The organism is Streptomyces sp. NPDC034111, assembly GCF_055575375.1.
Genome location: NZ_JBVIST010000011.1, coordinates 206,439 through 223,087, shown reverse-complemented (window position 1 = coordinate 223,087; position 16,649 = coordinate 206,439). Strand labels below are relative to the sequence as shown.

General features: G+C 72.6%; 15 protein-coding genes and 2 pseudogenes. 5 read left to right on the top strand and 12 right to left on the bottom strand.

What is annotated here, in order from left to right; translation table 11 throughout:
* Positions 1-231, bottom strand: a pseudogene (locus ACZ55A_RS24445) (sugar ABC transporter substrate-binding protein); the annotation flags it as partial.
* Between the two features lie 214 nt (positions 232-445).
* A complete protein-coding gene (locus tag ACZ55A_RS24440) occupies positions 446-1,207 on the bottom strand; it encodes a DeoR/GlpR family DNA-binding transcription regulator (RefSeq protein ID WP_468843714.1) in 762 nt (253 codons plus the stop codon).
* A 310-nt stretch (positions 1,208-1,517) separates the two neighbouring features.
* On the opposite strand from ACZ55A_RS24440, the gene ACZ55A_RS24435 reads away from it, so the two are divergent.
* The gene (locus ACZ55A_RS24435) at positions 1,518-1,925 is read left to right on the top strand and encodes an STAS domain-containing protein (RefSeq protein WP_468843711.1); all 408 of its coding nucleotides are present in this window, start codon (positions 1,518-1,520) and stop codon (positions 1,923-1,925) included.
* A 24-nt stretch (positions 1,926-1,949) separates the two neighbouring features.
* On the opposite strand, the gene ACZ55A_RS24430 is transcribed toward ACZ55A_RS24435, so the two are convergent.
* Both ACZ55A_RS24430 and ACZ55A_RS24425 read right to left on the bottom strand, forming a co-directional pair.
* On the bottom strand, positions 1,950-3,131 hold the full coding sequence (locus tag ACZ55A_RS24430) for a sialidase family protein (RefSeq protein ID WP_468843708.1): 1,182 nt from the start codon (positions 3,129-3,131) through the stop codon (positions 1,950-1,952).
* 128 nt (positions 3,132-3,259) lie between these two features.
* Positions 3,260-4,213, bottom strand: a complete 954-nt coding sequence (locus ACZ55A_RS24425) for a LysR family transcriptional regulator (RefSeq protein ID WP_468843706.1) — start codon at positions 4,211-4,213, stop codon at positions 3,260-3,262.
* 184 nt (positions 4,214-4,397) lie between these two features.
* Here ACZ55A_RS24425 and ACZ55A_RS24420 point away from each other — a divergent pair, with 184 nt between their 5' ends.
* From ACZ55A_RS24420 to amaB, 3 genes are read left to right on the top strand one after another with little or no spacing between them, the layout of a single operon-like run.
* Positions 4,398-5,591, top strand: coding sequence for an NAD(P)/FAD-dependent oxidoreductase (locus ACZ55A_RS24420; protein WP_468843704.1), 1,194 nt, complete (start codon positions 4,398-4,400; stop codon positions 5,589-5,591).
* Positions 5,592-5,628: 37 nt separating this feature from the next.
* Entirely contained in the window at positions 5,629-7,080 is a 1,452-nt protein-coding gene (gene hglS / locus ACZ55A_RS24415; protein WP_468843701.1) for a 2-oxoadipate dioxygenase/decarboxylase, read from the top strand.
* 27 nt (positions 7,081-7,107) lie between these two features.
* Positions 7,108-8,667 carry an L-piperidine-6-carboxylate dehydrogenase gene (amaB, locus tag ACZ55A_RS24410; protein WP_468843699.1) on the top strand — a complete coding sequence of 520 codons (1,560 nt, stop codon included), beginning with the start codon at positions 7,108-7,110 and terminating at the stop codon, positions 8,665-8,667.
* Between the two features lie 21 nt (positions 8,668-8,688).
* Here the strand turns inward: amaB and ACZ55A_RS24405 are convergent, their stop codons facing one another.
* Both ACZ55A_RS24405 and ACZ55A_RS24400 read right to left on the bottom strand, forming a co-directional pair.
* A complete protein-coding gene (locus tag ACZ55A_RS24405) occupies positions 8,689-9,447 on the bottom strand; it encodes a hypothetical protein (RefSeq protein WP_468843696.1) in 759 nt (252 codons plus the stop codon).
* Positions 9,448-9,450: 3 nt separating this feature from the next.
* On the bottom strand, positions 9,451-10,095 hold the full coding sequence (locus ACZ55A_RS24400) for an RNA polymerase sigma factor (RefSeq protein WP_468843694.1): 645 nt from the start codon (positions 10,093-10,095) through the stop codon (positions 9,451-9,453).
* A gap of 379 nt (positions 10,096-10,474) precedes the next feature.
* On the opposite strand from ACZ55A_RS24400, the gene ACZ55A_RS24395 reads away from it, so the two are divergent.
* A complete protein-coding gene (locus tag ACZ55A_RS24395) occupies positions 10,475-11,293 on the top strand; it encodes an SAM-dependent methyltransferase (protein WP_468843691.1) in 819 nt (272 codons plus the stop codon).
* A 64-nt stretch (positions 11,294-11,357) separates the two neighbouring features.
* Here the strand turns inward: ACZ55A_RS24395 and ACZ55A_RS24390 are convergent, their stop codons facing one another.
* From ACZ55A_RS24390 to aceA, 6 genes and pseudogenes are all read right to left on the bottom strand, one after another.
* Positions 11,358-11,783 carry a PTS-dependent dihydroxyacetone kinase phosphotransferase subunit DhaM gene (locus tag ACZ55A_RS24390; protein WP_468843688.1) on the bottom strand — a complete coding sequence of 142 codons (426 nt, stop codon included), beginning with the start codon at positions 11,781-11,783 and terminating at the stop codon, positions 11,358-11,360.
* Positions 11,780-12,388, bottom strand: a complete 609-nt coding sequence (gene dhaL, locus ACZ55A_RS24385; RefSeq protein WP_468843686.1) for a dihydroxyacetone kinase subunit DhaL — start codon at positions 12,386-12,388, stop codon at positions 11,780-11,782. The genes ACZ55A_RS24390 and dhaL overlap by 4 nt, the downstream gene beginning before the upstream one ends.
* A gap of 52 nt (positions 12,389-12,440) precedes the next feature.
* A complete protein-coding gene (gene dhaK, locus ACZ55A_RS24380; protein WP_468843683.1) occupies positions 12,441-13,433 on the bottom strand; it encodes a dihydroxyacetone kinase subunit DhaK in 993 nt (330 codons plus the stop codon).
* 226 nt (positions 13,434-13,659) lie between these two features.
* Complete coding sequence (locus ACZ55A_RS24375; protein WP_468843681.1) at positions 13,660-14,469, bottom strand: CbtA family protein; 810 nt, start codon at positions 14,467-14,469, stop codon at positions 13,660-13,662.
* A 14-nt stretch (positions 14,470-14,483) separates the two neighbouring features.
* The gene (locus ACZ55A_RS24370; protein ID WP_468843678.1) at positions 14,484-14,711 is read right to left on the bottom strand and encodes a CbtB domain-containing protein; all 228 of its coding nucleotides are present in this window, start codon (positions 14,709-14,711) and stop codon (positions 14,484-14,486) included.
* Positions 14,712-15,141: 430 nt separating this feature from the next.
* Positions 15,142-16,428: pseudogene (gene aceA, locus ACZ55A_RS24365) on the bottom strand (isocitrate lyase); the annotation flags it as partial.
* Between the last annotated feature and the right edge of the window lie 221 nt (positions 16,429-16,649).

Genomic DNA, 16,649 nt, shown 5'->3' with positions numbered 1-16,649 from the left:
GAAATTCACCTTGATACCGGTCTCCTTGGTGAAATGCTCCGCGGTCAGCCGCTGAAGATCCACCATCTGCGGATTGTTGACCATCAGCACATTGATGCTGCGGCCGGCGTCGTTGCCGGCCTCGCCGGCGCCGCGGTAGCAGCCGGTGGCGGCCAGCGACAGGGCCAGGGCGACGGCGGTCAGCGCGCTCGCGCGGGGACCGCGGCCCGGTCCGGGGGGTCGTGCTCTCACGGCTCTTGCCTCTCTGGGGACGGATGCGGGTACGGCGATATACGGGGATGTCGGTTCGATCAGCTTTTGAGGAGGTGCGGCGGCGCGCTACGGGCACGGCCGGATCACCGCACGAAGGCCGGGGGTGCGGCCTGCGGGCAGCGGCTGTGGGGTGTCGTTCGGTGTCGTTGGGGATGTCGTACGGGGCCGGTCGTCCGGGCGGCCCCCGCCCGGGTCAGACCCGGAGCACCTGTGGCCCCAGGAGGGAGTAGCGGTGGGCCTCCGGCGCGGACAGCCCCGCGTCGGTGACGATCGTGTCGAAGTCGCCCACCTCGGCGAACCGGCAGAAGCTGCTGGCGCCGAACTTGCTGTGCACCGCCACCAGCACCCGCCGCCGCGAGGAGCGGACCGCCTGCTCCTTCACCTCCGCGACCGCCGGATCGGGGGTGGTCAGCCCGTGCTCCCGGGAGATGCCGTTCGCCCCGAGGAACGCCAGGTCGATCACGAACCGGGCGAGCATGTCGCGGGCCCAGGAGCCCACCGTGGCCTGCGTACCGGAGCGGACCCGACCGCCGGCCAGCAGGACGGTGGTCGACTCCGACGCCGCGACCAGCGAGGCGGTCCGCAATGATGCGGTGATCACGGTCAGCGGGCGGTCGGTGGGCAGCAGCATCGCGACCAGCTCCGGGGTGTAGCCCTCGTCGACGAACACCGTCTCGGCCTCACCCACCAGCGTGGCCGCGGCCGCCGCGACCCGGCGCTTCTCGTCCACCTGCTGGGTCTGCCGACGGGCCAGCGTGGTCTCGAAACCGGCGCTCTCGACCGGATACGCCGCGCCGTGGGTGCGCCGGACCAGGCCCCGGCGCTCCAGCTCGCTCAGATCGCGCCGTACCGTCTCGCGGGCGACCCCGAACTCGGCGGCGGCATCGGCGACCTCGACCCGGCCGGACTGCCGGGCGAGCGCCAGGATGCGGTGCTGGCGTTCCTCGGCCCTCATGGCTCACTCCTGCCCGAGTTCTGGATACTTCCGGCTTCCGTTCGGTCACGGGACTGCCCGTTTCCGCCCGCATCAGGTTTATAGCAAGCAGAAGCACGGGGATGGCTGCCCGTTATCGGAAAAATCCTGCCCGTTTTTGCCCGCCTCGGGGCGCCTCCGGGCTGCCCCGAGGCCTCGAGGCGTGCCCGTACGGCCCGATGGGCACGTCCGTACGGGCCGCCGGCCCCTTCGCCGCCGCCGGGCGCGGGCAGGGCGGCGGTCACGGGTTGCGACGGTGGTGCCACGGAAAACACGCCCTAGGCTGGACGCCATGAGCTCGGAGATGCGGTCGTTGGCGGTCACTGCGATCGTGCAGGCGGAGGAGTGCGCGGTGCTGAGGGTCAGCGGTGAGCTGGACCTCCGCACCGAGCAGGCCTTTCTCGACGAGGCGCGGTCGGTGGTCTCGGCCGGCCACCGCTTCCTCGTGCTCGACCTGACCGCCCTGCGGTTCTGCGACTCCCGGGGGCTGAGCTGTCTGCTCGCCCTGGAGTGGCTGTGCCGGCGGCTGGAGGGGCGGCTGCTGCTGGCGTCGCTCGGCGTACGGATGCTGCGGCTGCTGGTCGGCACCCAGTCCCTCGGCGTCTTCTCCTGCTACCCCACGGTCGGCCATGCGCTGGCCGCCGTCCCCGACGGCAGCCGCCCGGTGTGGCCCCCGGAGGCGGCGGACCCGTCCGTGTGATGCGGTGGTTCATCCAGGTGACGGTCAGGGTGTGGGGCAGTGCAGTCCCAGCCACGCCTCGTCGAACCGGACAAAAGCGATCTTCTGGTACGGCCCGGCTTCGTAGAGCAGCCCGAACGTGCCGTCCTTGAGCCGGGTCAGCGTCGAGTAGGCCGCCGGCCCCGGTGTGACGGACCGGGCGACCGGCCAGCTCGCACCGTCGTCACAGGACGCCCGCACGGTGAGGTTCTGCCGCGCGCCGGTGCTCGCCGTATTGCTGAACAGCAGCCAGTGCGCCCGCCGCTGACGGGCCGGTGCGGCGGGGTCGTAGCGCAGGACCGAGGCGTTGTTGGCCGGATCGATCAGCTCGTCGTCCGCCGCCGGGACGCCGTAGGTCAGCCCGCCGTCCCGGGAGTACGCGACCAGCCGCCTGGGGGCGCTGCTGGTACGGCTGTTGAGCATGATGCGGCCATCGGCCAGCTCGACGGTCTTGTTCTCATCCATCCGCGGACCCACCGGCGTCCCCATGTGCCAGCTCGCCCCATGGTCGTCACTGTAAGCGCTGGCCGCCCACATGCTGCCGTCGGCCTTGCGGAACGCGTACTGCTGAAGCAGCCGGCCGCCCGCGAGCTGGGTGCCGGCACCGGACGAGGCGAAGATGCCGCGCCACGACGGGTCCTTGAGCTCACGGGTGATCCGCCGGTGGCGCCAGCTGCGGCCGCCGTCGTCGGAGTAGCTGTAGTCGGTGTGCAGCACGCTGGAGCTGTCATGGGCGTTGCCCGCGCCCGCACTGCCGAACCCCACGCCCTTGGGCGCATACGCGTGGAAGAGGAAGACCCGGCCGGTCGTCCGGTCGACGAGCAGACTCGGATCGCCCGCGCCCACCCCGCCGCCGTAGTCCACCGCCGCCCGGGGCGCGCTCCAGGTGCGGCCCTTGTCGGTGCTCCGCCGCACCATCACATCCACATTGCCCGGCAGATCGGCCGCACTGTCGTTGCGCCGGTCGTACGCCGCGAGGAGGGTGCCGTCCGGGAGCGTGGTGAGTGCCGGGATGCGGTAGGTGTGCGCGCCCTGCCCGGACACCGCCAGAACGGTGCTCTCGTACAGGGCCGGCCGGACGGTGGCGCGGTGCGCCGCCGGGCGCGGCTCGGCGGCCGGCGCCGAAGGGGCGGTCAGCAGGCCTGCGGTGAGCAGCGCGGCCAGCGCGCGGGGACGGGCGGCGTTCACCGGGACCTCCGGGGCGGGACGCGGCGGGGGCTCCAGGGTGCGGGAGGTCCCCGAGAGGGGCGCGGCGAGCGGGCCCGTCGGGGTGATCCGTACGCCCTGCGGCAGCGCGCGGGCACGTAGCGGGAACCCTACGGTCCCGCGCCCGGCCCGGAGCCCGGGCCATACGGCGCCGCCCCCTCCCGGAGCGCGTCGATCAGCGCCGCCACCGACGGCCGGCGGCGCGCCGAGGCACCGACCGCGACCACGATGTGCCGGACGACCGGCTCTCTGAGCGGCACCGACGTGATGCCCTCCGACCGCAGCCGCAGCATCAGCTCGGTCAGCGGCGCCACCCCCAGCCCGGCCCCGACCATCGCCAGCGAGGTGGCGGTGTCGGTGACCTCGTGGACCACCCGCGGTTCGAAACCGGCCCGTCGGCAGGCCGCGCGGACCGCCTGCCCGTAGTACGAGCCGGCCGCCGGCAGGATCCAGTCACAGCCGGCGGCCTCCGCCAGCCGCAGCGGCGGTCCGTCCGCTCTCCCTTCATATGCCTCCCAAGGCGGCCGCCCGCTCGGTACCGCCAGCGAGAACCGCTCCGAGCGCAGCCGCACCAACTCCACCGCGCCGTCCCGGGCGAGCGGCGCATCCGGATAGTCCAGCCCGAGCGCCAGCTCCACCCGTCCTGCGCACACCTCCGTATACGCCTGGTCCACCTCCACCTCACGGCTCTCCACCCGCACCCCCGGGTGCCGGGCGCCCAGCCGGTGCAGGGCCGGCGGCAGCAGCACGGCCGCCGCCGTACCGAAGACCCCGAGCCGTAGCCGCGCCCGCAGTTCGCCCCGGGTGCGCTCCAGCGCCGCCACCGCCTCGGCCTGCGCGGCCAGGATCCGCTCCGCATGCGCGGCGAGGGTGTGCCCGGCGTCCGTCAGCTCCACCCGGCGGCCGGCCCGCCGCACCAACTCCGTGCCGGTGGCCCGTTCCAGCGCCGCGATGTGCTGGGAGACCGCCCCCGGCGTATAGCCCAGCGCCGCGGCCGCCGCGGTCATCGTGCCGCTGCGGGTCAGCTCCAGCAGCGTCCTGAGCTGCACCCCTGGCAGTTCCATGGCGGCACCCTACCCACGGGGCGCCGCCCCACCGCGCCCCGTACTCCGTCTCGCGAAACCCCGTCACGCCCAGAAGTCTTAATAGATCGCCTCCAGCAACTGTGCATGGACGCGGCCCGGCCCGCCCGGCACCATCTGAACCACCGGTGAACGGCAGGAACAAGCAGACGGGAAGGCGGCCCGGATGGTTCCCACCCCGGCCTCGGCGAACGCCCTGGCACCCCTCCCCGAAGAGGCCGACGTCGTCATCATCGGCGGTGGCGTCATCGGGGCGAGCATCGCATTCCACCTCGCCGAGGCGGGCGTCGCGCGGGTCCTCCTCCTGGAGCGCGACCGGCCCGCCTCCGGCTCGTCCGGCAAACCCCTCGGCGGCGTCCGCGCCCAGTTCTCCGACCCGCTCAACATCCGGCTCGGCCTGCGCAGCCTGGACGCCTGGCGGGACTTCGCGCAGCGGCCCGGCGCCGATGTCGGCCTGGAGTCCGTCGGCTACCTCTTCCTCCTCGGCGACGACGCTGAACTGGCCACCTTCACCGAGGGGGTGGAGACCCAGAACGCCCACGGCGTGCCCAGCCGCATCCTCACCCCGGGCGCGGCCCACGCCCTGTGCCCCTACCTCGACCCGGGCAGCATCGTCGCCGCCGCCTTCTCACCCACCGACGGCTACGCCCTGCCCCGCTCCGCGGTGACCGGCTATCTGCGCGCCGCCCGCCGGCTCGGCGCGACCGTCCGCAGCCACTGCCCGGTCACCGCCCTCGACACCGCGGACGGTGCGCACGCGGTCCGCACCCCGCACGGCACCGTCCGCGCCCCCACCGTCATCTGCTGCGCCGGCGCCTGGTCCGCCGCCGTCGGCGCGATGGCCGGCGTCGAACTGCCCGTCATCCCGCTCCGCCGGCAGATCGCCTTCACCGGACCGCTGCGCCCCGCACCACCCCGCATCCCCTTCACCCTCGACTTCGCCTCCACCCTCTACTTCCACAACGACGGCGCCGACGGCCTGCTCATGGGGCTCTCCGACCCACGCCAACATCCAGGATTCCAGCGGGAGTTCACCCGCGAATGGCTCGCCCCGTTCCATACCGCGGCCGCCCGGCGGGCACCGGAGCTCGCCCGCCTCCCGGTCGTCGACGGCTGGGCCGGCCTCTACGAGATGACCCCCGACCGCAATGCGCTCATCGGCGAGGCCGCCTGCCCCGCGCGGTTCCTGTACGCCACCGGATTCTCCGGCCACGGGTTTCTCCAGGCCCCCGCCGTGGGAGAGCTCGTGCGCGACCTCTACTTGGGCCGGGAGCCGTTCCTCGACATCACCCCGCTCGCCGCCACCCGCTTCACCGACGGCGGGACCCGCCCGGTCCGTCCCGAGGCCCACATCATCTGACCCTGTCCGCCCGCCGACCCCGTCCCCGGAGCTGCGTATGGTCCCCACCTGGCAACTGCGCGCCGCGTTCGCCCACCGGCTGTCCGCGATGTACGGCACCGAAGTCCCCGCGTACACCACACTGCTGGAGGTCGCAGGACAGATCAACGACGAGGTCGCGGCCCGGGACCCGGACGCCGCCCGGTTCGGCAGCATCAGCCGGGTCACCGCCGAACGCCACGGCGCGATCCGCGTCGGCACCGAGGAGGAGCTGCGCCAGGCCGCCCAGATCTTCGCCGCGCTCGGCATGCGCCCGGTCGGCTTCTACGACCTGCGCGACGGCGACGAGGGTGCGGTACCCGTCGTCTCCACCGCCTTCCGGCCGACCGACGCCGAGGAACTGGACCGCAACCCCTTCCGCGTCTTCACCTCGCTCCTGACCACCGCGGACCGCCGCTTCTTCGACCCGGACCTGGAATCCCGGCTCGACGCCTTCCTCGCCCGCCGGCAGCTCTTCCCGCCCGAACTCCTCACCCTCGCCGAGCGCGCCGAGGAAGCCGCCGGGCTCCCGGAGGAGCAGGCGGAACGCTTCCTCACCCTCGCCGTCGCCGCGTTCGAACTCTCTCCGGAGCCCGTCGACCGTGCCTGGTACGCCGAGTTGGAACGGGTCTCCGCGGTCGCCGCCGACATCGGCGGGGTGACGGCCACCCACCTCAACCACCTCACCCCGCGTGTCCTGGACATCGACGCCCTCTACCGGCGCATGGGGGAGCGCGGCATCACCATGATCGACCGGATCCAGGGGCCGCCGCGCTGGGACGGCCCCGACGTCCTGCTGCGCCAGACCTCCTTCCGTGCGCTGGCCGAGCCCCGGAAGTTCCGCGAGCCCGACGGCAGCGTCACCGGCGGAGCGCTCCGGGTCCGCTTCGGCGAGGTCGAGGCACGCGGTATCGCGCTGACACGGGCCGGCCGGGCCCGCTACGACCACCTCATGGCCGAGACGGACCGCCGGATGACGCTGCGCCCCGACGCCGACCGGCAGGAGACGGCCCGCGCACTGTGGCGCCGGGGCTTCCCCGCCACCGAACACCAACTCGCCGTCTCCCACCAGGCGTTCTTCAGCTACCGGCCGGTGGCCGGGCGGCCCAGGGACGGCCGCTGCCCGCCCGCCGACCTGGCCGGTCTGCTCACCCACGGCTGGCTCACCGCCCACCCCCTCGTCTACGAGGACTTCCTGCCCCGCTCCGCCGCCGGCATCTTCCGCTCCAACCTCACCGGGGAGGGCACCCGCGACGCGCACCTGGCGGGCACCCCCTTCGACGCCCACCGCCTCTCCGAAGCGATCGGCCGCCCCGTACTCGACCCGTTCGCCCTCTACGCACAGCAGCAGGACCACGCGCTGCGGCAGGCCCTGTTCACCCTCCAGGCGGGCGCGGCGCTCCGGGCACTGGACGACGGGGAACTGATCGACCCGGACCCGGGCAACACCGCCCCGGACCCCACCCGCTGACCCCGCCCGCCCCCAAGGAGCCGCACCATGTCCGCCAGCCCCGCCACCGCCGCCCAGCTCCCCGCCACCGCCGCGCTGCGCGCCCGCGCGGCGGCCGCCCTCCGCCGCTGCGGCGTCGACCTCGACGGCTACCCCGCGGCATCGGACCAGGCCGTCCTCGCCCGTACACCGCTCACCGGCGGCGTCCTCGCCCGCCTCCCCGCCGCCACCCCCGAACAGGCCGACGCGGCCCTCGCCGAGGCGCACCGTACGTTCCAGGACTGGCGTACCGTGCCGGCGCCCCGCCGCGGCGCGCTGGTCAAGCGGCTGGGCGCACTCCTCACCGCGCACCGGGAAGACCTCGCCGACCTCGTCACCATCGAGGCGGGCAAGATCCGCTCCGAAGCGCTCGGCGAGGTACAGGAGATGATCGACGTCTGCGACTTCGCGGTCGGTCTCTCCCGGCAGCTCTACGGGCGGACCATCGCCGGCGAACGCCCCGGCCACCGGCTCTCCGAGAGCTGGCACCCGCTCGGCGTGGTCGGCGTCATCTCCGCGTTCAACTTCCCGGTGGCCGTGTGGTCCTGGAACACCGCCATCGCCCTGGTCTGCGGCGACACCGTCGTATGGAAGCCCTCGGAGCTGACCCCGCTCACCGCGCTGGCCTGCGACGGGCTGCTCGCCCGGGCGGCCGCCGAGGAGGGGGCGCCGGCCGGGGTGCACCGGCTGCTGCTCGGCGCGCGGGACTGCGGCGAGCGGCTGGCCGACGATCCGCGGGTGGCGCTGGTCAGCGCGACCGGTTCGGTCCGGATGGGGCGGCAGCTCGCGCCCCGGGTGGCCGCCCGCTTCGGCCGCTGTCTGCTCGAACTCGGCGGCAACAACGCCGCCGTGGTCACCCCCTCCGCGGACCTCGAACTCACCGTCCGCGGGATCGTCTTCTCCGCGGCCGGCACCGCGGGCCAGCGCTGTACGACGCTGCGCCGGCTGATCGTCCACGAGGACATCGCCGACCGCCTCCTGGAGCGGATCGTGCACGCCTACGGTCAGCTGACGGTGGGCGACCCGTTCGACCCGGCCACGCTTGTCGGCCCGCTCATCAACCCCGTCGCCCACACGGCGATGTCCCGGGCGCTGGCCGCCGCACAGCGCGACGGCGGCACACTGCTGACCGGCGGCGAACGGTGTCTGGAGGCCGAGGCGCCGGATGCCTGCTACGTCCGCCCGGCGCTCGTCCGGATGCCCGCACAGACCGAAACCGTCCGCACCGAGACCTTCGCCCCGCTCCTCTACGTGCTGACCTACCGCACCTTCGACGAGGCCGTCGCCCTGCACAACGACGTCCCCCAGGGCCTGTCGTCCAGCATCTTCACCCGCGACCAGCGCGAGGCCGAGCGCTTCCTCGCCGCCGACGGATCCGACTGCGGTATCGCCAACGTCAACATCGGTACGTCGGGGGCGGAGATCGGCGGTGCCTTCGGCGGCGAGAAGGAGACCGGCGGCGGCCGGGAGTCCGGCTCCGACGCCTGGCGTGCCTATATGCGCCGGGCCACCAACACCGTCAACTACTCCGACCGGCTCCCGCTCGCCCAGGGCGTCAACTTCCTGTGAGGCCGCGGTGGAAGGCGCGTGCTAGGTGGCCCGGCCGAGGTCCTGGACGAGGGTGGGGGAGGGGCGCGGAATCGCGCCGAAGTCCTCGTCGTCACTGTCCACCACGAGCCGGTTGATCACGTTCTCCAGCGCCGTCGGCAGCGTCGGCGCGAGCCCGCTGTGCCACTGGACGAGGAGGTTGTGCCGGGCGGAGTCCGGCAGTAACTGCCTCTCGTCGAACGCGGCCACCGACCGGCGCTCCTCGTCGGGGGCGTGCGCCGCCTGCTCGCGCCAGTAGGCGGCGTCGCGGTACTCGCCGTTGCGGCGGTGGGAGAGGTAGAGACAGTACGCCGCGGTCCGGCTGCCGGCGCCGGCGCCGAAGTGCCACCAGAAGTGCGCCGCGTCGGTGCGCCCGGTGATGTGCAGCAGACAGGCGAAGACCAGCGCGCCCTCGGGGTCGATGCGGTGGTCGTTGACCAGCCGCTCCAGACTGGCGGCGGCCGCCGCGGCGTTGACGACCAGCGCACAGGCCAGCTGGAGTTCATGGGTGGCCTCGTCGCGCGCGCTGGGGTAGGCGCTGGGCGCCCCACGGTCGGTGCGGGCCGGCAGCACCGCCACCCGTGGCCCCTCCGTCTCGGCCCCGGCCCGCACCGGACCGGCGTGCGTTCCGAGGCCGCCGAGCGCCCCCGCCTCGTCGAGGTCGCAGAAGCCGGCCAGGCCATCGATCCCGGACACCGCGGCGGCGGCGCTCAGCAGTGTCTCAACGGTCTCCCGGCGGCCGGCCGGACGGTTGTACGACATGGTTCAGTTCCCCCTGCAATTTCCCTGATCGATGCCGAGCGCCGCGGCGAGCTTGCGCTTGCCGCGGCTCGCGTAGGAGCGGACGGTGACCTCGTCGACGCCGAGCAGCGCGCCGATCTGGGCGTCGCTGTAGCCGATGACATGCCGCAGCACGATCACATCGCACTGCCGCTCCGGAAGTCTGGCGATGGCCGCATACAGCCCCAACTGGCTCTCCAGCACGGCGAACTGCTGCTGGCACTCGCGCAGCAGGGCGTGCGTGACGACGGCGAAGGCGGCGGTCTCGGTGAGCGCGGTGGGCTGCTGGTGGTCGTAGAGCCACTCCACCACCCGCTCCTTGAGCACCGACCAGGCGTACGCCTCCACCGACGCCTGCCGCAGCGCATGCGCCCACAGCCGGCCGAGCTGTTCGTACGCCGCCAGCGTGACCTCGCGGGCCGCGGCCTCGCTGCCCGTATGCAGATAGGCGTACGTCAGCCACTTACGGGCATGGGTGGTGAGGAACGCCTCGAAGGTGATCGACAGCTGGCGGTCGCACGGGACCAGTGGGAAAGCCGGAGGTGGGCAACGGGCGAGCGCCGCTAACTGCGCGGTGCTGACGTGCGCCGGGGCGCACGCCGGTAGAAGTCGGTCCCGGTCTGCGCTCACAGGCAGTCCTCGTTCCGTTCGCCGTGCACAACTGGCCGGGCGCCGAGCCGCGGGCGCCAGCGGGAGGGCGGGTTGCCCTCACCCTCCAATGAACAGGAAAACAGGCCCGTTTGTGGCATGAGGGGCGCAAAAATCTTCCGCTCCGTATTCATATGACTACTCGCGACCATGTCATGTGAGGAACAGTGGCACCCTTCGGAGGCGGTGTCACGGCGGTTGTCGGACGTGCGCCCCGCATGATCAGGGACGGACCGGGCAGTGCTTCCAGAACCGAGCACACGGTGGCACGTTGTGCATCGGGGGCGCACAGCTTATAAATGTGCGCCCCTTTCGTCGGATCATGCCGGGCCGGCATGCCGTAATGGGGAGGCAGCGGACGATGAGCGAGCACGAGCCCGTGGTGGACCTACGGCTGGACCGGGCCCACTCCTCCCGGATCTACGACTACTTCCTCGGCGGCAAGACCAACTTCCTGGCCGACCGGATGGCCGCCGGCAGCGTCCTCGGTGTCTTCCCCGCCGCGCTGGTCGCCGCCCGTATCAACCGCGAGTTCATGCACCGGGCCACCCGCTTCCTGGCCGAGGCCGGACTGCGCCAGTTCCTCGACATCGGCACCGGCATCCCCCTCGCACCGAACCTGCACGACATCGCCCAGGGCATCGCCCCCGACGCCCGGGTCGTCTACACCGACAACGACCCGATCGTCCTCGCCCACGCCGCGGCCCTCCTGCGCAGCACCCCCGAGGGCCGCACCGCGTACGTCCAGGCCGACGTCAACCACCCCGAGGGCATCCTCGGCGCACCCCAGCTCCTCGACACCCTCGACCTGACCCGCCCGGTCGCGCTCAGCCTCAACGCCCTGATGCACTTCGTCACCGACGACGGCCAGGACCGCGCCCACACCATCGTCGAAACCCTCAAGACCGCGCTCCCCAGCGGCTCCGCCCTTGCCATGACCCATGCGACGGCGGACTTCGACCCCGAGGCCATGCACAAGATCACCGAGATCTACGCCGACGCCGGAACCGTCCTCCAGTTCCGCTCCCGCCCCGAATTCCTCCGCTTCTTCGACGGCTGGGAGCTGCTGGAACCCGGCGTCGCCCTCTCCCACCAGTGGCGCCCCGACCGGCCCGGGGACGCCACCCACGTCACCGACGCGGAGGCCGCCTGCTACGCGGCCGTCGCCCGCAAACCCTGAGCACGGCGCGCGGGCGCCGGCCCGCCCGCCTGCTCCGGCGCCGTACGCCTCCGCCGCCGGCCGGTCACTCCTTCCGGTACCCGTACGCCTCTCCGGCCGCCGCCGCGACCGCGTCCAGATCAGCCCCCGCCGAGGCGGTGACCACGGCGGCCACCGCACCCTCCACGAACGGTGCGTCCACCAGCCGTGCGCCCTCGGGGAGTTCATCCCCCTCGGCGAGCAGCGCCTTCACCGTCAGCACCGCGCTGCCCAGGTCGGCCAGGATCGCCACCCCCGCACCACGGTCCACCCGCCGCGCCGCCTCGGCGATCAGCTCCGGGCTCGTCCCGAACCGGCCGTCCTCCGTACCGCCCGCGGCCGTCACCGGCGCCGTGGCACCGCCCCCGGCCAGCCCCACGGCCATGGCCGCCAGCGACTCGGCGACCGGCCCGCTGTGCGACACCAGCACCACACCGACCAGCGCCGCCCCGTCCCCCTGCGCCGCACTCACTTCGCCACCTCCGCCAGCGCGGCGAACAGCAGCGCCGACGACGTCGCGCCCGGATCCTGATGCCCGATGCTGCGCTCGCCCAGATAGCTCGCCCTGCCCTTCCTGGCCTGCATCGGTACGGTCGCCAGCGCGCCCTCCTCGGCTGCTTCGGCCGCCGCGTCGAACGAGGTCGCCAGCGCCGCCACCGCCGGCACCAGCGCATCGAGCATCGTCTTGTCACCCGGCGCCGACCCGCCGAGCTGACCGACCGCCGTCACTCCGGCGTCCAGCCCGGCCCGCAGCTCCTCCGCCGACACCTGCGGAGCAGTACCGAGCGCCTTCCCCGCGCGCCGCAGCAGCGTCCCGTACAGCGGCCCGGCCGCCCCGCCCACACTCGAGATCAACTGCCGCCCCGCGGCGACCAGCACCGCACCGGGCGTGGCCGGCGGCTCCGCCTCCACCCCCTTCACCACCGCCGCAAAACCACGCTGCATGTTCGTGCCGTGGTCGGCGTCACCGATGGCCGAGTCCAGCTCGGTCAGCCGCTCCGCCTCCCGGTCGATGACGGCGGCCGCCGCCGTCATCCAGCGTACGAAGAACGCGGCATCCAGGGCCGTTTCGGACACGGGCTACTCTCCTTCGGTCGTTCGCGTCGTGATGTCGTCGCCCTGCGGTCCCTCAGCGCCCCCAGCGCAGCCCCGCCGTCTGCACCGGTGCGTCCCACAGCCGCAGCAGCTCACCGTCGACCTGACACAGCGTCACCGAGCAGCCCGCCATGTCCAGCGACGTCACATAGTTGCCGACGAGCGTACGGGCCACCGCCACCCCGCGCTCGTCCAGCACCCGCCGCACCTCCGCATTGAACCCGTACAGCTCCAGCAGCGGCGTGGCCCCCATGCCGTTCACCAGAACCAGCACCGGCAGCCGCGGTTGAAGATCCTCCAGGATCGCGTCCACCGCGAAGTCCGCGATCTCGTGCGCGGTCATCATCGCGCGCCGCTCCCGGCCCGGCTCCCCGTGGATCCCCACCCCCAACTCCAGCTCACCCGGGGGCAGATCGAACGTCGGACTGCCCTTGGCCGGCGTCGTACAGGCGCTCAACGCCACCCCGAAGCTGCGCGAGGACGCCACGACCTGCCGGGCCAGCGCCTCGACCCGCTCCAGAGGCATCCCCTCCTCGGCCGCCGCCCCGGCGATCTTCTCCACGAACAGCGTCGCCCCCGTGCCGCGCCGCCCCGCCGTGAACGTCGAGTCGGTCACCGCCACATCGTCATCGACCAGCACGCTGGCGACCTGTACGCCCTCGTCCTCCGCCAGCTCCGCCGCCATCTGGAAGTTGAGCACGTCCCCCGTGTAGTTCTTCACCACGAACAGCACACCGTTGCCGCTGTCCACGGCCGCCGCCGCCCGCACCATCTGATCGGGCACGGGCGAGGTGAACACCTCACCGGGACACGCCGCATCCAGCATCCCGGGCCCGACGAACCCGCCGTGCAGCGGCTCATGCCCGCTCCCGCCCCCGGACACCAGCGCCACCTTCTCCGCCACCGGCGCATCCCGCCGCACCACCACCCGGTTCTCGGCATCCACCACCAGCTCGGGATGCGCAGCGGCCATCCCGCGCAGCGCATCGGCGACCACGGTCTCGGCCACGTTGATCAGCATCTTCACGGGTACCTCCTGGTGAGGGGAGTTGTTCCGAGGTCAGTATCTGTGCTCACGCCCCTCAAGGTCACGTGACGCGAGGGGCGCGCCCGACGAGGGCTGTGGCCCCGGTCATCGCGGTCTCGTCGCGATCATGGCTTCCCCGCACCGGCCCGCACACACATGAGCCCCGCCGCACTTCCCATGAGCGGCGGGGCTTGGTGCGTCGGACCGAAGGCCGACGTGGTGTGCGTCAGCCGAGCGCCGGGGTCTCCTGCTTCGCCGATCCGGTGCCGACTGCACGCGGGGCCACAAGGCGTTGGGCCAGAAGCCCGAAGACGACCCCGAAGACCGTCCACAACACGGCCTGGATCGCCAGCGAAGCGACCCTGAACTCCCACAGCAGGGCCGCGGGGAAACTGGCCTTGACCGCGTCGGAGTTGGCCGGGAGGAACACGAACGCGACAGCCACCGCGACGATGAAGCCCGCACCGGCGGCCAGCGTCGCGTTCCAGTTGCCCAGCCGCGGCGCCAGCCGGCGCCCGGCGATGACCGCGCCCACGCCGAGCAGCACACTGAGCAGGATCATCAGGAAGAACAGCGTGGTGCGCTTCCCGATCGTGTCCGGGTTTCCCACCGCCGGTGGGGTGGCCGGGTACTTCAGGAACGGCACCAGATAGACGGTGGTGAAGGCGGCCGCCGCCGTGAGCGCCGCGGTCGCCCGTGGGCTGAACCGGCCCACGCGTCCCAGCGCGAAGGAGAACACCAGGGAGGCGAGGCCACCCAGCGCAACCCCGTACACCAGGACGCCGGTGGCCAGACCCGCGGTCGACTGCACCGGACGGCTGACCGGTTCCTCTTCCTCCGCCGCTTCCTCGTGAGCGGCGGCGTCGCCGTGTCCGGCGTGGGCCTCATGGGCGGCCGCCTGGGCTTCCTCCACCGCGATCGCGCCGTCCACGGGCGGCTCGCCCACCGTGTAGGCCACGGCGAAGGCGAACAGCCCGGCGATCAGGCCCGCGAGCATCCCGCGGACCAGCAGTCCTCTGACAGTTGAGGCGTGCATGTGCGTCACACCTCTCAGTGGCAGGGGAAGCCGAGCAGATGACGTCCGTCGTGTACCCATTCGTGCACATCGGTGCCCGAGAGCACGGACGTGGCGCCCTGTTCGGCGCCGACGAAGTACAGGGCGACGAGCATCAGGAGGCCGGCGAACACAGCCCACGGCAGTACCGCGCGCACCGGGAGAGCGGTCGGCACGGGAACGGATGGGGTGGAAATGGCAGCGGACACAACGGCCTCGGCCATGGTGGAACCTCCTCGGGGAACACGCGTCCCATACGGTGGTACAGGACGACGGTCCACGGGTCTGACTCGCCACGACCTCACCCCTCTTGGGAGGTTTGCCGCGGCATACAGTGGCGCGACCGTGCCGGATTCCCACCGGACTTCCGTCTCGCCGTCGTCGCGTTGTTGAAATGTCGACATGACCGTACCGTGTGCCGGTTCTCCGGCCAAGGGCGTGAGGCCCGCATCACTCCCGCCCGCTCTCTTCGGCACGGGACTGCGCGCGCTCCAGCGCGGCGGGCGCGGAGCAGCCTCAGTTCCGCTCCGCGCCCGCCCGACGGCAACCGGGGCCCTCACCCCGGCGGCGTACCGGGGCCCCTCAGCCCCGGTCGTCGGTGTGGAAGCCCCGGCCCGGCTTCCTGATCCGGCCTGATCGGGAAGACACCCCCTGGTGGAACTGCTCCTCTTCGGTGGACCCGGTCAGCGCGGTCGTGGCGGAGGCGGGGTTGACGGCGGTGGAGACGAGGTCGAAGTACCCGGTGCCCACCTCGCGCTGGTGCCTGACGGCGGTGAAGCCGTGCTCCTGAGCGGCGAACTCCCGCTCCTGCAGATCGACATACGCCGTCATGCCGTGCTCCGCGTAGCCGCAGGCCAGGTCGAACATCCCGTGGTTGAGGGAGTGGAAACCGGCGAGGGTGATGAACTGGAAGCGGTACCCCATCGCCGCCAGCTCCCGCTGGAACTTGGCGATCTGGTCGTCGTCGAGGGCGGCCTTCCAGTTGAAGGACGGCGAGCAGTTGTAGGCGAGCATCTGGTCCGGGTGCTCGGCGTGGATCGCCTCCGCGAACTCACGTGCCTGGGCGAGGTCCGGGGTGCCCGTCTCGACCCAGATCAGATCGGCGTACGGCGCGTAGGCGAGGCCGCGGGCGATGACCGGCGCCATACCGTTGCGGACCCGGTAGAAGCCCTCGGCGGTGCGTTCCCCGGTGACGAACCGCGCATCGCGCTCATCGACGTCGCTGGTGAGCAGGCTGGCGGCCAGCGCGTCCGTACGGGCCACGATCACGGTCGGCACATCCGCGATATCGGCCGCGAGCCGGGCCGCGTTGAGGGTGCGGATGTGCTGAGAAGTCGGTACGAGCACCTTGCCGCCCAGGTGGCCGCACTTCTTCTCGGACGCGAGCTGGTCCTCGTAGTGGATGCTGGCGGCACCGGCCGCGATCATCGCCTTGGTCAGTTCGAAGGCGTTCAGCGGGCCGCCGAAGCCGGCCTCGGCGTCGGCGACGATCGGCGCCAGCCAGTCCGTGGTGTCGGTACCGCCCTCCGCCGTGGCGATCTGGTCGGCGCGCAGCAGCGCGTTGTTGATCCGACGCACCACCTGCGGCACGGAGTTGGCCGGGTACAGGCTCTGATCGGGGTAGGTGTGCCCGGCCTGGTTGGCGTCGGCGGCGACCTGCCAGCCGGAGAGGTAGATCGCCTGAAGGCCCGCCTTGACCTGCTGCACCGCCTGACCGCCGGTCAGCGCGCCCAGCGCATGGAGGTAGTCCTGCTCATGGAGCTGCCGCCACAGCCGCTCGGCGCCGCGCCGGGCGAGCGTGTGCTCCTCACGGACGCTGCCGGACAGCCGTACGACATCCTCGGCTCGGTAGGTCCGCTCGATCCCCTCCCAGCGCGGATCCGTAGCCCACCGCCGCGCCAGCTCCTCGGCCGTCGCTGTCGTGGTCCCTGCCTGCGTCATGACCGTCTCCCGAATCGCGTGAAGTCGCTTGTGCATGTGAAGGGTGCGAACGCCATGTCACTTGGTGCCGCTGGTGCCGCTGGTGCCGCATCGCTGGAGCACGGCCCGCCGCCCCGTCCGGTGTGTGGAACGGTGAGCAATGCGTCCGGAGAGCCGGGCCGGGACGCCAAGTCGTGCGACGTCAGGGCATGAAGTCGCTGCGGAGTCCCGGTCCCGTTGCC